This is a genomic window from Polynucleobacter sp. UK-Gri1-W3, from assembly GCF_018881595.1.
GTDB lineage: Bacteria > Pseudomonadota > Gammaproteobacteria > Burkholderiales > Burkholderiaceae > Polynucleobacter.
In genome coordinates, this window is the sequence record NZ_JACVQA010000006.1 from 283129 (window position 1) to 302176 (window position 19048).

Below are 19048 nucleotides of genomic sequence, written 5' to 3' on the forward strand. Positions count from 1 at the left end.
TTGACTAATTTTTAGTGTAATAAGCCACTCTAGGGATATCTGGCTCAATAGTCTGTCTGTTGGCGGACATATTGAGCTAAGTGAATATGAAAATTCACTCTATCTGCACTTCTAATACTGTTTTTTATACCGAGGAGTCGCACACTATTGCTCTAAAGGTCTTACTGTGACTGCTACATCTAGTGTGTGGTCCGCTCCACCATGAATGACTCCGCGGATAGGGGAAACATCTCCATAATCTCGGCCATAAGCAAGATGTACATAATCCTCCCCGGGCGATTCAAAACCCCAGCGATTATTTGTGGGATCCAAATCACACCAAGCACCATGACCAAGATTACCTTGGTCATCTACTGAAGGAATGTATACCGACGCCCAAGCATGAGATGCGTCTCCACCAATCAGGCGAGGTTGTCCTGGTGGTGGATTGGTAAGAATATATCCACTGATATATTTAGCTGGAAGACCTATGCTACGCATTGTAGTTATCAGAATATGGGCAAAGTCTTGGCAAACACCCCTACGGTTTTTGAGGGCCTCAATAGCGGGGGTATTCACATCGGTACTTTTGCTTACATAATGAAATTCACTATAAATTCGCCGCATCAAATCGATGGCCGAGTCTAGTATAGGACGATTGCTTGTAAAGTTTGCCCGAGCAAATTCTGCAAATTCTGGGCTAGGGGTAATGTATTGTGAGGAAAATAAAAATTCAGATGCAGAATCCCATTTATTTTCCGAGTGATAGCGAAAGTATTCTCGTACCAATTCCCAAGAGGGGGTCTTAGATGATTCGAAATGAATTAATTGAGACTCTTTAGTTTGAATTTGTGACCTGACTGATATTTCCAGTGATCTATGTCGCGTCTCTAATGAAAAATAGGTGCAAGTGTTGCCATAGTTATCACTGTGTTCTTCTTGCCAAGCTGGCCTTGGATTAATGAGTAGCTCGGTTTGGATAATATCTTGAGTGCTCGTATTTGTAGGCTTCAGGTGGGTCAAATGCTGAGCTATCTCTACGTTAGGATCGTATTGATAGTTTGTGTCATGAATAATTTCTAACAGCATGGATAGGCTTTAGGTTTGAACTCGGTAGTCAATCTCGTGTATCAAATTGAAATAGCGGGCGCTAATCTCATCGGACACACTCCAGGCAGAATAGGAACAATTGCCAAAGCAATTTCTGAGATTATTAAAGCTGCCAGATGCATCTCGCAGGCATAAATTTTCTAGTGAGTAATCTTGTAGGTTTGTAACGCTGCGAGTAAGCTCATCTGGCTGGTTCCGCTCTGTACCTGCAAGCTTCGATAGTCTAGCTCTGAGGGCTTTGCTCACCCAAGCAAGGGATCGTGGGTTCTCATCATCTAATACCAGCAATTCAATGAGGGGCTCTAGTTCTCGACTCTGTTGGTGTTGAGCATGGAAAGTGATAGTGCTATCAAAGAGTGCCAATAAGGCCATGTAACCAGAGTTATCTACATTTGGATTGTTTAGCAATCCAGAGCTCACAGCTAAATCTAGTACGGAGGTTAAAAACGAAAGACGTTCAATGTGCCGGCCAATTGCAAGCAGCTGCCAACCATCATCCCGGGTCATGCGATCAGTTTGGGCTCCAGTAATGGCGGCTAATGAGCTGCTGGCACGATTGAGCGCTTCAATTGCCAGCGAAGGCGAGAAGTCTTGATATGTGGTGGCTTTATGGCAACCAGCATGAAAATTATCGATGCAATAATTGATCGTGCTCCATTGTTCAGTCGATAGTCTCTCGCGAATGCCAGAAGCAGTGCGCTTCATTGCGTTTAGGTTGTAGCCAACGCTGGTGACGTGATCACTCTTATCCAGGCAATCAATTAAGGTTCTTTCGAAAATACGATGACGATTTTCACTCTGATCTAGATTGCTTGGCACTCCATCGGGCACAAGACCATATTGGGCGCAGAGGGTTTCTAGCCATGTCCATAATTGCTTGGAAGGAGTGTATTCGCTGTTAATGCTTTCTAGATAGAGCTTTGCTAAGCGCAAAATATTTTCACTGCGCTCGGTATATCTGCCAAACCAATACAGATTTTCAGCGGCACGACTGGTGACAAGTCGTTTTCTTTGCATAGCTGTTTTAATTGGCTGCTGTGCTTGGGTAGCGTCTAAGTAATGTTTTTGATGGCCTTGAACCCAGACATCAGCACTACTCCCACCACGTTGCATCGAAGCAATCCCAGAGTCAGAAGTTGCAATACGTGCCAATCCTCCGGGTAATACTTGCCAGTTATCAGTACCATTGCTTAAGGCAAAGACCCTGAGCATATAAGAGCGTGGCTCTATTAAGGATGCGTTATTGAGATTAAACGCATTAAGCCAGACCGGCATTTGGGCCAGAGGAATATAGGTTTGAACGGTGTAATCCGCGGGCTGACGCATGATCCTTCCAATCCATTCATCGAGCTGAGATTGGTTAAGGCTGCCACCAAGACAGGCCTCGTAGCTAGTATGGCCAGGGGAATAAGGGTAGGTCGGCTTAATGGCGCTCATTTCCAAATGTGGAATCGCAGCCTCTAAGGCGGCTCTTTCGCCGCACCACCAAGTATCCATCGCGGGTAATTGGATTTCTTCGTTCAAGAGGCGTTCGCTAATGCCTGGTAAAAATCCGAGCAGAGCTGGTGACTCCAGAAAAGCCGAGCCAGGAGCATTTGCCAGAATAATATTGCCTGCTCTTATAGCTTGGAGTAGCCCTGGTACGCCCAGAGTTGAATCGGCGCGTAGCTCTAATGGATCCAGAAATTCGTCATCTAGACGTTTTAGCAAAATGTGGACTGGCTCGAGACCGCGAACTGTTTTTAGAAAAACATGCTGGTCTCGCACCGTTAAATCACTACCTTCAACTAGTGTCAGACCTAAGTAGCGCGCAAGGTAGGCATGTTCAAAGTAGGTCTCGTTGTAAGGTCCTGGAGTAAGAAGAGCAATATGTGCATTTGCTCCTGCCGGGCTTTGAGATTTCAGCGATTCAATCAGACCTCGATAGGCAGTTGCTAATGGTGAGATTTGCATTGCTTCATATGCTTTGGAAAATTGACGGGCAATAAGATTGCGATTTTCTAGCAGATACCCTAGGCCCGATGGAGCTTGAGTACGCTGCGAAAGAACAGACCATTTGCCGTCAGGTGAGCGCGCTAAATCAAATGCAATAACGTGAAGATGTTTTTTGCCCTTGGGGGTAACACCATGCATGGAGCGCATGTATCCGGGATGTCCATGTATTAGGGCGGGAGGAATCCAACCTTCTTTTAGTAAATTCTGTTCTCCATACACATCGGCCATGATGACTTCAAGTAAGCGCGCTCTTTGTAGAACGCCAGACTCAATCTCTTGCCATGCAGAGGCATCAATAATGAGTGGAAATAAATCTACTGACCATGGGCGTTGTGGGCCATATTCATCCGCATAGACGTTGTAGGTGATGCCATTCTCACGAATTTGTCGATTGAGCTCATGTGTTTTTTGATCAAAGTCCACAAGACCGGTTGGTTCCAGTTGCTCAAAAAACGTCTTCCAATGTTCAGCTAAATCCCCTGTGTTTTTATGTAATTCATCAAAGTGCCCATCTTTTGCTAAGGGCGCGAGTTGAGTCACTTCCTCCGCAAGAGATGGCTTGTGATGGGATGAGTTGTTCTGAGAGGATTCCACAGCTTATTGTCTCATCGGCGCATATCTAGTGTGAATGGAAATTCTTGGCTAACCGCCAGGTTAATGTTTGCCGGAACGCCCTCGATAGTTCCAGGCGTATGCCCCATTCTGAAGAAGCGTGACAGTCTTCGACTCTCAGCCTCATAGGCATTAATAGGGAAGGTATCGTAATTAAGGCCGCCTGGGTGGGCCACATGGTATTGGCAGCCACCTACAGAGCGTTTCATCCAGGTATCTATAACATCAAATGTCAATGGTGCATGAACCCCGATGCTAGGATGCAAACTAGATGGTGGATTCCAAGCCTTATAACGAACACCCGCAATATATTCTCCTGCAACGCCAGTTGGCTGAAGTGGTAGAGGCTCCCCATTGCAGGTAATGGCGTAACGACTTTGATTGAGGCCTGTAATACGAACCTCAAGTCGCTCAATTGAAGAGTCGACATAGCGGGCGGTTGCCCCTGAGGCATTCTCCTCACCCATGACATGCCAAGGTTCCAGAGCATTGCGTAAAGTAATTTCTACACCCATAGTTTGAACTTGTCCAATCAGCGGGAAGCGGAATTCTAAATGAGGCGCAAACCATTCCGCCTTGAATCCATAGCCTAGGCTTTGCATCTCTTCCATGATGTCTGCGAAATCCATCTTAATGAAGGTAGGTAGTAAGCAGCGATCATGAAGTTCTGTACCCCAACGGGTCGCAGGCGCCAAATATGGTTTATCCCAAAAGCGAGCAATCAATGCTCGAATGAGTAACTGTTGAACGATACTCATCTGTGCATGGGGCGGCATTTCAAAGGCGCGAAGCTCTAATAGGCCGAGTCTACCCGTTTGGCTATCGGGTGAATACATCTTGTCAATACAAAACTCACTACGGTGAGTATTGCCAGTGACATCAATTAGAATATTTCGCAGGGTGCGATCAACAATCCATGGAGGCATGCTGGCCCCAAACTTTTCTCGATTCTCATGAATTTGTTTTAGGGCAATTTCTAACTCATAGAGTTGGTCGTTACGCGCTTCATCTACTCGAGGCGCTTGGCTGGTAGGGCCAATAAACATACCGCTAAATAGGTAGCTCAAGCTAGGATGATTGTGCCAATACAAAATTAGGCTAGCGAGTAATTCGGGGCGTCGTAAAAATGGACTATCAATTGGGGTGGCACCACCCATGACAAAATGATTACCACCACCTGTGCCGGTATGACGACCGTCAGTCATAAATTTCTCGGCAGATAAGCGAGATTCAAATGCGGCATTGTAGAGAAACTCGGTGTGCTCTACTAATTCTTTCCAGTTGTGCGCCGGATGAATATTAACTTCGATGACTCCTGGATCTGGCGTGACTTGTAAAAGTTTTAAGCGAGGATCGCGTGGGGGAGGGTAGCCTTCTAGGACGATTTGGTATTGCAACTCTTCTGCCGTTGCCTCTACTGCCTGTACTAGGTTGAGGTAATCCTCTAAGCGAGCCAGAGGCGGCATGAATACATAAAGTGCACCACTCTTACCGCCATGAGCATTCTCTGCGGCAGGCCCATTTGAGCGCATGGGATCACGTGTCTCAACACACAAAGCGGTTCTTGTAATCCAGGCTGCTGATTCTTGACGAGCAGGTGTTCGAACCTCTTCAGACTGGCTCCACACACTAGTGCGGGATGCGGAGTTATCTTTGCCTAAAGCTCGGTACTGTTGCTGGACAGGCGCAAATGAGGCGAGCGGCGGTTTTGGTGCAAAAGGGTCTTCTTCAATGAGATAGGGGTAATCGGCTTTGCTAGTCCAAGGCAGAGAATCCAATGGAAGTCGATAACCCATTGGGGAGTCGCCAGGCAGAAGTAATAGTCGATCATCTCGGTAGATCCATGCACCAGTTTTCCATTTGGTATCTAGATAACCCTGACCTTTGCCTGCTTCAATTGGTAATACATAACCAATGACTGAATCCAGTTTTTGAGTAAAGACCCGCTTTAGGCGAGTGCGCTCCATCTCATCATCAAGATTTGATTTAAAGGGGTCAACATTGACTGGTAGCTTAGATTCGCGCCAGAGATAGTAAAAGGTATCTTCGTAAGCCGGCTCAATAAAGCGATCTGGTAAGCCCAAGTTTTTTGTGAGTGTATGAATGAAGCGATCTGCATCTTTACTGGTGTAAGTGATCGGGTGTGACTCATCTGCAAAGAGTTTGGGGTTTTTCCAAATAGGAGTGCCATCAGCCCTCCAGTAAATGGATAAGGCCCAGCGTGGTAGCTGCTCGCCTGGATACCATTTACCTTGGCCAAAGTGTAAAAAGCCGCCATCACCATACTTGGCTCGCAGTTTTCCAACTAGGTCGGTAGCGTAAGCGCGTTTCGTAGGCCCAAGAGCATCGATATTCCATTCACGCTCATCACGACCATTGACTGATACGAAGGTAGGCTCTCCACCCATCGTAAGACGAACGTCACCTGCAACTAGCTCTTTATCAACTTGCTCACCAAGTTTTAGAATTTTTTCCCACTGCTCTTCAGTGTAAGGTTTAGTGACGCGTGGAGACTCGTAGATCCGCGTGACATCCATGGTGTGCTCAAATTCAACCTCGCACTGATCAACTCCCCCTTCAATAGGCGCAGCCCCTGACGGCTCTGGCGTACAAGCCACTGGAATATGGCCTTCTCCAGCCATTAGTCCGGATGTTGGGTCAATGCCAATCCAGCCTGCGCCTGGTAGATAGACTTCGCACCAAGCGTGTAAGTCTGTGAAATCCACTTCAGTCCCGCTAGGGCCATCCAGCGATTTCACATCAGGTTTTAGTTGAATGAGATAGCCTGATACAAAGCGCGCTGCTAGTCCACACAGGCGCAGTAGGTTAACCATGAGCCATGCAGAGTCTCGACAGGAGCCACTCTTTAAATCTAAAGTTTCATCAGGAGTCTGAACGCCAGGCTCCATACGAATGAGATAGCTAATATCGTTTTGGACTTTTTGATTAATCTTTACTAGAAAATCGATCGTACGCATTTCGCTTCGATCGATAGTCTTGAGATATTTGTTTAGTGTTGCATTACGCATTCTTCCTAGGTAAGGACGCAATTCCTTTTTCAGTTCTGCGCTGTACTTAAACGGGAAATTTTCTGCATCTGGCTCAAGAAAGAAATCAAACGGGTTGTACACCGCCATTTCGGTGACAAGATCAACCGTTACCTTGAACTTGGTAGTTGCTTCTGGAAATACCAATCGTGCTTGGTAGTTCGAGAACGGATCTTGCTGCCAATTGATGAAGTGGCCTTCTGGTTCTACCTTAAGAGAATAGGAAAGAATATGGCTGCGGCAGTGCGGGGCTGGTCGCAAACGAATGACCTGGGGACCCAGCTTGACTGGTCGGTCATATTGATATTCAGTGACGTGGTGTAGGGCGGCGTGGATTGACATATTCAAAGTCTATGAGTGCACCAATATGCGTAATTATCGCAGTGCACGCTAATAGTGCTAAAAATAAACTTACGCCCAATATTGGGTAAAAGCAGTCAAAAACTGGGCATTTAGCAACTTGCAAGCTAGGCGAAGGGGAATAAGTTGTAGTTGCACCCTTACCGAAAGTTGATATGTCCAAGCCAACAACCCTGACAATCAGTAGCAAAAATTACTCCTCATGGTCGCTGCGTGGCTGGCTCATGATGAAGTTTTCTGGTTTGAAGTTCACTGAAATCCAGGTGGCGCCTGATGATATTGATAACCGCGCTGAATTATTACTGTTGTCACCATCAATTTTGGTTCCCCGCTTAGATCATGATGGTTGCAAGGTCTGGGATACCTTGGCAATCGGTGAATATCTCAATGAGCTAAATCCTAAAGCGCACTTGCTTCCAAAAGATCCTGTAGCACGAGCGCACTGCCGCTCTATTTGCGGCGAGATGCATTCTGGATTTTCTGCACTCAGAGCTTCGCTACCGATGAATATCAAGGCCAAATTTGATTCCTTCAAAGTTTGGTCAAAGGCACAGATTGACATCAATCGTGTTTTAGTAATTTGGCAAGACTGCCTCTCTACTTATGGTGGACCTTTTTTATTTGGAAAAGAGCCTACGCTTGCTGACGCCATGTTTGCGCCAGTAGTTACAAGATTCCTGACTTATAACGTCGAGCTGGATAAGGCTTGCCAGAAATATTGCGAGCACATCATGGCTTTGCCGGAGATGAAGGAATGGGTGATGGGCGCCATAGAAGAACCCGATGACATTGAAGAACTTGAAGTGGAGTTTTAATTATGAAAACACCTGTTGATTTTAAAAGTGATACTCAGTTTTCTCATGTAAAGCCTGGCGATACCCAGTTTTTGCCAGGTGGGTTGCGAGATTTCTTCTTGTATCGGGATCTCGGTGTGGCTAAGGCTACCAACGGCAAAGTTATTGCACACTTGGTAAAGGCAAACAAACCGCCAGTGAATGGTACGGGCTGGCACTATCACGTAGCTGAGTTTCAGATTGTGGCCATGACAAAAGGTTGGGCGCGCTTTATGTATGGAGATAAGCCAACCTTAGTTGAGGCTGGAGATGTGGTTCATCAAATGCCCGGGATAGTGCATTACCTGTATGACTACTCACCAGATATGGAGTACATTGAAATTGTCGGTCCTGCAGACTTTGGTTCTATTCCGGTAGAAATTGGCCCTGCAGAAGTGCCCGGAGTAACACCATGGAAGTAGTTAAAACCAATAATCCGCTGGCCTCAGATTTTGCAGTGCTGTTTCAGCGGATTATGAATCTCGCTCAGGAGCTTGATGCCATGCGAGAGCATTATCGTGAGCTCTACCAGAGGATTGAGTCTGGTGAGATTGGGCTCGAAGAAGGTAATCCACTTAATCTTCTTAAAGAATTTAATGTTGCTGGTTTTGTGCATCTCTCTATTGTTGCTGCACGTTCTGCGCAGACGGCAGCGATTATTGCCAATGATGTTTCCTTAAGTCGTGTTTTCGATCCTTCTCTGAAAGAGTACGAGCGTGCATTTCGCCATATAGAAAGTAGGTCGAATTAATGATGTATCGCGCATATCAAACCTTTGCAAATCTGCATAACCCAATTCGTTTGTTTGCGAGCGCCTCTGAGCGCGTATCCAATAATTGGTTTGGAAACTTTACTCTCAATCCTATGCAGCGATTAGCTGCTCACTATGAGCAAATCTCATTATTGGGTTTTACGCATACAAGACCAGACTTTAAGATTAAAGAGATAGTCGATTCTTTTGGTGAAAGCAAAAGAGTTTCCGAAGAGATTTTGCATTCCACTCATTTTTGTAACTTGTTGCGCTTTAAAAAGGATGGGATTGAGGGTCAACCGAAGATTTTATTGGTGGCTCCAATGTCAGGACACTTTGCAACTTTACTTGCGGGAACAATTAAAACGCTACTCAAAGACCATGAGGTATATCTCACAGATTGGTTAAATATTCGGGATATCCCAGTGAGTAGTGGTGAGTTTGATTTTGACTCCTATATCGAGCATATCATCCAATTTTTACAATATATCGGCCCAGGAACTCATCTGATGGCAGTTTGTCAGCCAACGGTTGCTTGCTTAGCAGCGACAGCCATCATGTCAGAGGATAAAAATCCTTGTGTACCAGCAAGCCTTATCCTAATGGCGGGGCCAATTGATGTTAGCCAGAGCCCAACCAAGGTAAATGAATTAGCTACCAGCAAACCAATGTCTTGGTTTGAGGAAAAGTTAATCGGTATTATTCCCGATCAATTTGGCGGAGTAGGGCGCCGAGTGTATCCAGGATTTCTGCAGTTAATGGCGTTTATGAGCATGAATCCAGAGCGCCATGCCGATTCATTTAAAAAGCTCTATGAGTATCGCGTAAATGGAGATAACGAAAAGGCTGACGTCATTCATGATTTCTACGAAGAGTACTTTGCAATTATGGACTTATCAGCGCCTTTTTATTTAGAAACGATTAAAAAAGTTTTCATGGATCGCGATCTCGCAATAGGAGGGCTAACCTATCAAGGTAGGCTAGTTAATCCAAAGCTAATCAAAAAAACGTTTCTATTAACCGTGGAAGGTGAGCGTGATGACATCTGCGGAATAGGACAAACCTTGGCAGCCCAAGATCTTTGCAGCGGTTTGCCTGGATATATGAAATCCCATCATTTGCAAGCAGGCGTCGGTCATTACGGCATCTTTAATGGAAAACGTTGGGATACCCAGATCTACCCAGTAGTGCGCAATGTTATTCAGTCAGCTCTTTAAATCCAGGAGAAATCATGGTCGTTTACATCACACGCAATATTGTCGCAAGAATGCGTCGAAATGATGGCACAGACAAAGGGTGCCTCCCATTAAACCCAGGCAAGTATCAAGCAAATAAAACCAATGATGGTGCGTTAGAAATTTTGCAAGATACTGGTGAGCCAGTTTATCTACTGCCATTTATTTGGTGGGAAAGAATGGAGTTGGGCGAGATTGTGATTTCGTAGATGAAGTGCTTTAGACGCTGCCTATTTACCTAATTAGTTCATGACTAAGCTCATCTCAAAAGAAAAAGCCACCTGCTGAACTGACCCCCAAAAGTTGGACATTATGTCCAACCAAGGGGGTTTTGTTTTATGAGCAAGTACAGCAAGCAGTTCAAGCTAAAGGTAGTTAAAGAGTTTCTAAAGTCAGGTGGTCTTAAGCGGGTAGGTCACCTGTTTAAGATTAGCCATTCAGATGTCCGCAAATGGACCTTGGCCTATCAAGCCCATGGTCATAGTGGTCTTAACCCCAGCTTCCAACGCTACTCCCCAGTTTTTAAAGTCCAAGTTCTGCAGCACATGGCTGCGCACCAGATATCAGCAAGGCCAGCTGCCGCCCACTTTGGGATTGGGAGTATGACCACCATTTTGCAATGGCAAAAACTCTACAATGGGGGCGGTATTACAGCCCTTGCTAATCGACCGAGAGGACGATCTCCTATGCCCCACTTCAATATCAAAGCGCTACTTAAAAAGCCCATCTCTGAGCTCACGCCGGCAGAGTTGCGACGACGCATGGAATATGCCGAGGCCGAGAGTGCGTACCTAAAAAAGTTAGAAGCCTTAGCTCAGAGCAAAGCAGTAAAAGAGAGCAAGCCCAAGTAATTACTGAGCTAAGGCAACACTATCCTTTATCGGATTTACTAATCATCGCCAAGATGGCTAAAAGCGTTTATTACTACTGGCGAGAAGCCAGTAGTAAAGCCGACCCTTATCAGGACACTAAAGAGCACATTACCCAGATCTTTAATGCCAACCAAGGTCGCTATGGCTATCGGCGAGTACACCTAGAGCTATGCAATCAGCACCAACACCTAAACCACAAGACAGTACAAAAGCTCATGACTCAATTAGGACTTAAATCGACTGTGAGACCTAAGCGATACCGGTCCTATAAAGACACTATCGGTAAGGTGGCGCCCAATTTACTAGAGCGTAACTTTGGAGCAAGCAAACCTAATCAGAAGTGGGTCACTGATGTCACTGAGTTCAATATCAAAGGTGAGCGAGTATACCTATCGCCGATCTTAGACCTCTATAACCAAGAGATCATCTCCTATGAGATTGCCGATCGACCACAGATTAGCTCAGTAATGCAAATGCTTCAAAGCGCATTTAAACAGCTGGGACCAAAAGACAAACCTATGTTGCACTCAGACCAGGGTTGGCAATACCAGATGGGGCTGTATCAACAGGCCCTGCACCAGCAAGGCATTACTCAAAGCATGTCCAGAAAAGGCAATTGCCTAGATAACGCTGTCATGGAGAACTGGTTTGGGATTATGAAAACAGAGTTCTTCTACCAAAAGAAGTTTGAGACTATTGAATCATTTAAGGCGGGGCTAGAGGAATATATCCACTACTACAACCATGATCGAATCAAACAAAAACTAAAGGGATTAAGCCCGGTGCAATACCGAACTCAATCCCTCGTGCTAACCTAACTAAACTGTCTAACTTTTGGGGGTTAGTTCACAAGGGTCGCTTTTGTATAACTGGTGGGTCGGGCGAGATTCGAGCTCGCGACCAACGGATTAAAAGAAGTTATGTCTCTTCAAAAATCTATATAGCGTATGGCTTTGGGCGGTTAAAAAATGAGTGTGCGATTGACTGTGCGATTGCTTTTTTGGTACATAGCTCTAAATCTCATTTTTATATCAAGTCTCGGGTAATAGTAGATCAGCCGCGTTAAATAATTGTGTAATATATTACACAATTTATGATATAGTGCACTTATGAACTTACGCGAAATTGGTCTCAAAGTCGGGCAGCGTCGAACTGATCTAGGTTTATCCCAGGAGCGGTTGGCAAAACTATGCGGACTATCAAGGTCAACTATCCATCATCTAGAGAAAGGTAGTTTGAATGATTTGGGCGCAGCTAAATTGCTGTCCTTGTTATCGCTTCTAGGGCTAGATGTAATTACACAAGAGCACAGCAAAAAGCATCATGGCTTAGATATGGCCAGTAAGACAGCCAGCGTTAGTTATAAGACTAAATTACAAAGTGGTGATTTATCTCATTCGTTGGCCTGTGGAGATCTGCCTGAAAGTATTTATCCTCATGTGGCAACGCTATTGGATGAGGCGCCACTAGAAATTATCGTGTCTGCGGTTGAGGAGGCCGCCAAAAATAATCACGTTGCACCCAAAGTGATTTGGAAGAATATTAATCGATGGGCGCAAGAGATGCATTCTCTCAGATCGGCTTGGACTTAATTCATGAATAATATTATTGAACGTGAACTTCCCGAAGGGGTGTGGAGAGATTTACTTCCGCATGCGCTTTCTATTATTGAAGATATTAAAAATCACGGAACGCCCGATCCATTTTGGACTTTTGGTGGTGGCACGGTATTAATGTTTCGTTATCAGCATCGGCTTAGTAAGGATATTGATATCTTTGTTCCAGATCCACAGTACTTAGGTTTTGTCACGCCACGCTTGAGTGATGTGGCTGCAGCGGTGAGCACAGACTACGTTGAAGATCAGAGCTCTTACGTGAAGTTAATTCGTCCAGAAGGGGAAATCGATTTTGTGGCATCCCCAAATCTCACTGATACACCTTTTGAAGTATGGAATATTGGCGGCCAACAGATTCGGGTAGAAACTGCTGCAGAGATTGTGGCAAAGAAATTGTGGCACCGAGGTGACAGGGCTACCGCTCGTGATTTATTTGATCTGTCATTAATTATTGAGCGAGAACCCGAAGCCTTAGTAAAGGCTGCTAAATTCTTGCGAAAGAATGCCGAGCCATTTAGTAGTCAGATATCTAGCAGGGCAGCAGTATTAAAAGTGCAGTTCGCTCAGATTGATATCTTGAATTACAGGCCAAGCTATGACGAGGCAGCGCAGAGGGCAGTCACATTCCTAGGTTCACTTAAGTAAGGGTGATTGATCGATACACGGGTAATAAAAAAGCCCCGCAGAGCGAGGCTTAGTAATGCTTGGTGGGTCGGGCGAGATTCGAACTCGCGATCAACGGTGTTTAGGCCGTAAGTTGGCGCTGCTTAATGAGTTCTGCGGCAGGGATCCGCACTATCTTGCCATCAATGGTAGTTATGATTGCAGTATTGGTTTGAATTGCCAAGTCTATTGCAGCTTGTCCAGCACGTTGCATGGCGTAGTAGGATCCAGCAATATCAGGATCTGATGAATTACGTATATCTTTGCTTGGAGTTACCGCAAAAGGCTTTTCTATGGGATTATTTTTTTCCATAAGCAGCATCATGATCTGGTTCAATTAATAAAACCCTTAGGAAATGATCTTCTCTGAAGCCAATTCCCCGGATTGATTTGCTAACTCGAAATGAGTAGAGTGCATCAATGCCTTTTGGTGTGGGAATGCTATGAATCTTTTCCCACTTCAATCCCTTATCGCGGTAAACCTGGTTCCAGGTCAATTGCGTGATTTTGTCAAAAGTGGCTAAGGCTTTCTCTTGTTCGGATGGCTCCAAACTCTCCCAGGTAGATTGGAAGATGGGGCTATTCAGATCAAGCTCAACTAAAGGCTCAGGCTTTGCGTTTCGCGCCATGAGTTTTAGCCATTTTTAGTTTAGAAAGATCGGTAGCTTTAGCAGGCGTCTTTTGTGCCCAGGCTAGGGCGGTAACCAAATCTTTTTTAACAGTAGGCTTATGCATCCACTTTTCATTGTCCGGAATAACGGTGGCGGTGCGAATCACCCAAACGCCTGGTTCAGGGGTTTCAACTAGCACTTGGCGGCCGGCATGCTCCTTCCCGAGCGAAATTTGTCCACTGGATCCAATGGATTTAATAACTTGATGATCTATGACTGCACCCATGGCATTCTCCTGTATTCATGCTGCATTATTGCATTATAGCATGATAATATTGGAAATTGCCCTTATTCGGAGTAATGCAATCCCATCTGCTTGCATTAAGTATGGCCTTGGTCTTGTTGTAGAAAAGAAAAAGCCCCCAGATTTCTCCAGAGGCTTTTGTATAACTGGTGGGTCGGGCGAGATTCGAACTCGCGACCAACGGATTAAAAGAGCTGTTTTAACGCCGACAGACTCAATTTAACACAAAAATATACGTTAAATCTACAGCCGTCGCCCTTGAATGATTTCAACAAGAAACATAACAATTGCAATGACTAGCAGAACGTGGATAAACCCACCAAGGGTGTAAGAGGAAACAAAACCTAGTAGCCAAAGGACTAGAAGAATAATGGCAATGGCACGAATCATGGAGTCTTCCTTGTTACCTGTAGAAGGGGTTCATGCTTCCCTTAACTCGCATATCATTTTTAACTGAAGTCACGCCATTGATGGTCTTTGCAACATCAACTACGCGATTGGTTTGTTCGATGCTACCTACAAACCCGCTAAGTTGAACCTCTCCCTTGAAGGTGACAACATTGATCTCAAGGGATTTTAGTGAGGGGTCATTAAAAATGGCAGCCTTAACTTTGGTGGTTATTGCGCTGTCATCAATATATTGACCTGCGCTTTCACTGGTGGCTGAGCCGGCACATGCCGATGTAATCAGGGTGACGGATATTGCTAACAATACGAGTGATTTTTTTATGAATTGCATGTGAAGCCTCATTTCTAAAAGGAGTGCTTTGCAGGGAGGGGGTAACCCAAAAGGCCTAAAGGTGGGCCTAATTTCATGTTACGCCTATTAGTTCGATAAAAGGGCTTTTAATTGAAGAGATCGGATGCCATGCATTATTGAGTTAATGCCATATAAATTTGTGACGCGTTAGTCGTAATTTCAGTTTTCAAATTTTGGAATATCCTCAATGGTTGAAAACGCTACCCCCATCCTATTGCTGATAACAATATGGGCAGGCAATAACCTACTAGCTTATTGAGGTTTACATAGTATTTAAAGTGAATATTGCCAAATTTTCAGCGTTCATGACATACTTAAACACATCATTAATTTTTGGTATCGGTTTTTGTACTTTTCTATAAAAACAAAATTTGTTGCTGCGCTGCTCTTTTCCCTGAGTTGGATGGCCTTTTCTTTTTGGTTTTCTCAGCCCTGGTATTCAGATCTGAGCAATGCTATTGGGCCCATTCCTGCTTATTTCATCATCACATTCATAGCAATAGTCCCTGGGTTTATGAATGCATTTGTATCCATTGCTTTGTTCTTAGATAAGCGTCCCAAGGTTATCGAAGGGCAAAAGTATCCACCAGTCACAATACTGGTTGCAGCCTATAACGAAGAGCAGGCAATCGGCTCAACCCTATCAGGAATACTTTTACAGGATTACCCAGCTGATATATATGTCATTGTTATTAATGATGGCTCAATAGATAACACTCCTCGAATTGTTAAGTCCCTTGTGGAAAAACACTCAAAATTAGATTTAATTGACTTGTCTACGAACATTGGAAAGGCTGCCGCCCTTAATCGGGGGCTTGAAAAAAGTAAAACCGACATCATTATTTCAATCGATGCGGATAGTTATATTCTAAAGGATGGTGTACGACACCTAGTCGGTCGCTACCTCTCGGATCCCACTAATACAAGGGCGGTAGCTGGTGAGATTCTCATTAGAAATTCGCGAGAAAATTGGATTACCAAAGCGCAGGAATGGGATTATTTCCTAGGCATCGCAACTGTGAAGCGTATTCAATCACTGTTCCAAGGTACGCTAGTCGCGCAAGGCGCCTTTTCACTCTATGACCGCAAAACGGTGGTTGACTTGGGTGGGTGGCCTAATATGGTTGGCGAAGATATTGTCTTGACTTGGAAAATCCTTTTAGCTGGCTATAGGGTAGGGCATGCTGAAGATGCTTTGGCATTTACTGACTGTCCAAATACTTTGAAAAAGTTTATTAAACAAAGGCAGCGCTGGTCGCGAGGGCTGATAGAGACATTCAAAGAAAATCCAACAATCTTATTTAAACCGAGGTTATCCACACTTTATATATGGTGGAATACGCTATTCCCATTTATAGATATAGCCTATACCTTTGGCTTCATACCTGGAATGGTGTTGGCATGCTTTGGGATATATTGGATAGTTGGCCCAATGACTTTATCTTTATTGCCCTTAGCCTTCATACTCAATATGCGTATGTATTCAAAGGGAAAGGCTATGTTTGACCAAGAGGGGTTAAAAGTGCGTAAAAATATCTTAGGATTTTTATTCTATGTGTTTGCGTATGGATTGGTTTTGCAGCCCGCCTGCGTTTACGGATATTTTTCAGAACTTTTTAATTTCAAGAAGACTTGGGGAACAAAATGAGATCCCTTCGCCATTTCATCCTAATCTTACTGTTGTTGAATATGGCTTCAGGCGTATATGCCCAGGAAGAGCAGTCTACAAAGCAAGCAATCTCTATTCCAAACGCCTATATTGCCTCTGACAGTGAGGGGTTCTCAACCTACAAGTACAACGCTGGCTATATGCCTTTATATGAGCATGGAGAAAAATATACTGGTGTCAGTTATCAGCATAATTACTTTACGCAGGGTAGCTGGGACTCATCAGCGGAGGTTTATACCTTATTCACAAAAGCTATTAATCCGAGGACAAGCCTAGGCTACAACCTTAGTCTTGGTTATAACTTACAAAATGGCCATAAGCTTCTTACTACAGACAGTAATTACAGCCTTCACGTTACCGACTCTACAAAAGCAGAATTTTTTGTTAACCGCGACCGAGTTGAAACTCAAAATGCACTGAATAACGGGATCTATTACACATTTGGTGGCGCCAGCATTGAGCAGCAAATTATTGAGCGATTAACGGCAATTGTGATGGCGGGCAATATGTATTTTTCCGATACAAACACTAGGCCAACAGTTAGGGCAAAGTTGATTTATGACTTAATTCCTGATTATGGAGTGACTGCACAATTGCGTTATCGCCAATTTCGCGATACCAATACCAATGTTGTAAATAATTATTTCAACCCAAACGAATACAGCGAAACGATGATTGCTTTTGGGGCAAGAAAAAGAATTGCTGGTTGGATTTTGAGCGGTACGGCGGGGGTAGGGCGGCAAGCCGTTAATCAAGACCCAAGCACCACTACTCAACTTTATGAGTTTGCAGCGACGAGTCCTATCGCCTCCAATGACTGCTACTTTAAGACTCGCGCAGGGTACGGCAAGTCTGCTGGTTTTTTGGGCCCTAATTACTTCTACCGCTATGTAATGGAAGAGTTGATTATTCCATTTTAGTATTACTAAGATTGCGAACTGTTTAACTCATCATTAGCTAGCTTCACAGCTCGGATAAAGGCCTTTATTGAGTTAGGTTGTTGATAAGTTGATAAAATTTAGCAGGGTCAAAATTCAAATTATCGAATCTGAAAAGAGAGGGGTTGGTTGGTGGCTCAGTTCTCCGCGTTACATATTGATCCCAATGCGCAAGCTTCCATTCATCTCGCGGGTCTGCACGTACCTCCATCCTACGCTTGGCTTCACCTCCTTCTAAATCTATCCAGGCTAGACGAATAATCGTTTGCAGTGGCACCCCTAAGAGTTCTGGGCTAAACATCTTGCCGCTCTGAATTTCATTTGAAAAGGGTCCTACAAGGATGATATTGACGCCGAGGAGAAGATTTTCTCTAGCTACATCAATAAGACCTGAATACTCCCAATCTCGTAAGTTCTTGAGGTAATAGGGGCTATCGCGGTTATTTGGATTACCGGTAGTTAACTCCATGACATGAGCGCTATAAGCACCAAAGGCCGTATCTTTATCTAGGAAGAAAAAATCTTCACCTGTCTTTTCAATAATTAAAGGAAGGGCTTTTTTAGCCAAAGTAGATTTACCGGTACCTGCATGACCAGCAAAAAGAATCAGGCGTGGAGCTAATGGCGATAACTTGCAACTCATTTGCCACCAGTCTGTCAGAAATTTGAGCAAATTGCTAGGGTTTCGGATCAAAAAGCTAGCCTTCCAAGGCTCCAGACCAATAGCGGCATTTTCTAATTGCCAATTAGCCAATCAAGATCTATAAAAGAAGTATGTACTTTTGCATTTAATAAGCGGTAGATATTATGGATATTAAGAGTGGCACTGTAATTCATTCGGACTCTCATGCTCCCTGCTCGAACTGTGCCCAACGCAGTAGGTGTGTGATTAGTGAAATTTCATCGAAAGAGCTAAGTACGCTTTCATCATCGTACATATCGCGAAAATCCCTTCATGAAGGCCAATATCTCTATAGAAGAGAGGATGCATTTCATGGCGTCTATTCTTTGAGATTTGGTGCCGTTAAAAGCGAATTAGTATTTCGCGATGGCGTACCGCAGGTAACCCATTTTTCTGTCCCTGGCGAAGTTCTGGGCTTAGATGGTCTGAGCAGTGGGCATTACCAGTTAGATGTTGTATGCCTTAGCTCTGTAGAGGTCTGCTCTATTCCTATAGCAGACCCTAAGGTGATGATAGAAAGCTATCCTGAATTTATGGGGGAGCTAGCCTCCTCATTGAGTGAATTATTAAATGTTTCATATGCGCATAATTACGACCTAATGAACCTTAACTCGCTTGAGCGAGTGGCTGATTTTTTGATTAATTACTCCAACCGACTGAGTACAGTTGGGTTTGACCGTGATAGCTTCGTGTTGCCAATGTCACGTCCAGATCTGGCAAATTACCTGGGGTTAACAGTTGAAACCCTCAGCAGATCTTTATCTCATTTAGAGAAAATCAATGTTATTAAAGCTAAAAATCGGGAAATTAAGTTTATTTCTAGGGCGCCTATCTTTGAGATGCTTAATTCAATTACCTTGAGAGAGAGGCATGAGTTGTCCAAAAGCGGATCGCATTCATACCCACCTTTTAAGGAAAAGAGAAAGCCATAAACAGCTGTTAAAACTACTTACGGTTCCCATATGTCCAGGCCCCAGCTAGAGTGGATCCTGAACCTTCGATATATGTATA

General features: G+C 44.3%; 20 protein-coding genes. 11 read left to right on the top strand and 9 right to left on the bottom strand.

Annotation, left to right across the window (positions count from 1 at the left end; genetic code table 11):
- Positions 1-144: 144 nt before the first annotated feature.
- The 3 genes from ICN36_RS06760 to ICN36_RS06770 form a co-directional block, all read right to left on the bottom strand.
- Positions 145-1068 (bottom strand): transglutaminase family protein, encoded by a 924-nt coding sequence (locus ICN36_RS06760; protein ID WP_216227591.1) that lies wholly within the window; start codon positions 1066-1068, stop codon positions 145-147.
- A 9-nt stretch (positions 1069-1077) separates the two neighbouring features.
- Positions 1078-3624: a circularly permuted type 2 ATP-grasp protein gene (locus ICN36_RS06765; protein WP_370623445.1), complete on the bottom strand. Its 2547-nt coding sequence runs from the start codon at positions 3622-3624 to the stop codon at positions 1078-1080.
- Between the two features lie 65 nt (positions 3625-3689).
- The gene (locus ICN36_RS06770; protein WP_216227593.1) at positions 3690-7085 is read right to left on the bottom strand and encodes a DUF2126 domain-containing protein; all 3396 of its coding nucleotides are present in this window, start codon (positions 7083-7085) and stop codon (positions 3690-3692) included.
- 173 nt (positions 7086-7258) lie between these two features.
- Here ICN36_RS06770 and ICN36_RS06775 point away from each other — a divergent pair, with 173 nt between their 5' ends.
- From ICN36_RS06775 to ICN36_RS06810, 8 genes are all read left to right on the top strand, one after another.
- The gene (locus ICN36_RS06775; protein WP_216227594.1) at positions 7259-7918 is read left to right on the top strand and encodes a glutathione S-transferase family protein; all 660 of its coding nucleotides are present in this window, start codon (positions 7259-7261) and stop codon (positions 7916-7918) included.
- Positions 7919-7920: 2 nt separating this feature from the next.
- The gene (locus ICN36_RS06780) at positions 7921-8358 is read left to right on the top strand and encodes a cupin domain-containing protein (protein WP_216227595.1); all 438 of its coding nucleotides are present in this window, start codon (positions 7921-7923) and stop codon (positions 8356-8358) included.
- On the top strand, positions 8349-8687 hold the full coding sequence (locus ICN36_RS06785) for a hypothetical protein (RefSeq protein WP_216227597.1): 339 nt from the start codon (positions 8349-8351) through the stop codon (positions 8685-8687). The genes ICN36_RS06780 and ICN36_RS06785 overlap by 10 nt, the downstream gene beginning before the upstream one ends.
- Complete coding sequence (locus ICN36_RS06790) at positions 8687-9904, top strand: polyhydroxyalkanoate depolymerase (RefSeq protein ID WP_216227598.1); 1218 nt, start codon at positions 8687-8689, stop codon at positions 9902-9904. Before ICN36_RS06785 ends, ICN36_RS06790 begins: the two co-directional genes overlap by 1 nt.
- A 14-nt stretch (positions 9905-9918) precedes the next feature.
- Complete coding sequence (locus ICN36_RS06795; protein ID WP_216227600.1) at positions 9919-10131, top strand: hypothetical protein; 213 nt, start codon at positions 9919-9921, stop codon at positions 10129-10131.
- Between the two features lie 129 nt (positions 10132-10260).
- Positions 10261-11612, top strand: a protein-coding gene (locus tag ICN36_RS06800; protein ID WP_370623447.1) for an IS3 family transposase whose coding sequence is annotated in 2 segments (ribosomal slippage) — positions 10261-10723 and positions 10723-11612 — 1353 coding nt in all. Because the reading frame shifts where the segments join, the coding sequence is not laid out codon by codon here.
- 291 nt (positions 11613-11903) lie between these two features.
- On the top strand, positions 11904-12386 hold the full coding sequence (locus ICN36_RS06805) for a helix-turn-helix transcriptional regulator (RefSeq protein WP_216227602.1): 483 nt from the start codon (positions 11904-11906) through the stop codon (positions 12384-12386).
- A gap of 3 nt (positions 12387-12389) precedes the next feature.
- Positions 12390-13055: a nucleotidyl transferase AbiEii/AbiGii toxin family protein gene (locus ICN36_RS06810; protein ID WP_216227604.1), complete on the top strand. Its 666-nt coding sequence runs from the start codon at positions 12390-12392 to the stop codon at positions 13053-13055.
- Positions 13056-13155: 100 nt separating this feature from the next.
- Here the strand turns inward: ICN36_RS06810 and ICN36_RS06815 are convergent, their stop codons facing one another.
- The 5 genes from ICN36_RS06815 to ICN36_RS06835 form a co-directional block, all read right to left on the bottom strand.
- Positions 13156-13386, bottom strand: coding sequence for a hypothetical protein (locus ICN36_RS06815; protein WP_216227605.1), 231 nt, complete (start codon positions 13384-13386; stop codon positions 13156-13158).
- Complete coding sequence (locus ICN36_RS06820; RefSeq protein WP_216227606.1) at positions 13373-13702, bottom strand: hypothetical protein; 330 nt, start codon at positions 13700-13702, stop codon at positions 13373-13375. Before ICN36_RS06820 ends, ICN36_RS06815 begins: the two co-directional genes overlap by 14 nt.
- Positions 13680-13970 (bottom strand): hypothetical protein, encoded by a 291-nt coding sequence (locus ICN36_RS06825; RefSeq protein WP_216227607.1) that lies wholly within the window; start codon positions 13968-13970, stop codon positions 13680-13682. The genes ICN36_RS06820 and ICN36_RS06825 overlap by 23 nt, the downstream gene beginning before the upstream one ends.
- 261 nt (positions 13971-14231) lie before the next feature.
- Positions 14232-14378, bottom strand: a complete 147-nt coding sequence (locus ICN36_RS06830) for a lmo0937 family membrane protein (protein WP_216227608.1) — start codon at positions 14376-14378, stop codon at positions 14232-14234.
- 13 nt (positions 14379-14391) lie between these two features.
- Complete coding sequence (locus ICN36_RS06835) at positions 14392-14727, bottom strand: BON domain-containing protein (RefSeq protein ID WP_255531265.1); 336 nt, start codon at positions 14725-14727, stop codon at positions 14392-14394.
- Between the two features lie 424 nt (positions 14728-15151).
- On the opposite strand from ICN36_RS06835, the gene ICN36_RS06840 reads away from it, so the two are divergent.
- The gene (locus tag ICN36_RS06840; RefSeq protein WP_216227612.1) at positions 15152-16396 is read left to right on the top strand and encodes a glycosyltransferase family 2 protein; all 1245 of its coding nucleotides are present in this window, start codon (positions 15152-15154) and stop codon (positions 16394-16396) included.
- A complete protein-coding gene (locus tag ICN36_RS06845) occupies positions 16393-17337 on the top strand; it encodes a hypothetical protein (protein ID WP_216227613.1) in 945 nt (314 codons plus the stop codon). Before ICN36_RS06840 ends, ICN36_RS06845 begins: the two co-directional genes overlap by 4 nt.
- A 64-nt stretch (positions 17338-17401) precedes the next feature.
- Here the strand turns inward: ICN36_RS06845 and ICN36_RS06850 are convergent, their stop codons facing one another.
- A complete protein-coding gene (locus ICN36_RS06850) occupies positions 17402-18109 on the bottom strand; it encodes an AAA family ATPase (RefSeq protein WP_255531266.1) in 708 nt (235 codons plus the stop codon).
- A 131-nt stretch (positions 18110-18240) separates the two neighbouring features.
- Here ICN36_RS06850 and ICN36_RS06855 point away from each other — a divergent pair, with 131 nt between their 5' ends.
- Positions 18241-18969 (top strand): Crp/Fnr family transcriptional regulator, encoded by a 729-nt coding sequence (locus tag ICN36_RS06855; protein WP_216227614.1) that lies wholly within the window; start codon positions 18241-18243, stop codon positions 18967-18969.
- Positions 18970-19048 lie beyond the last annotated feature (79 nt).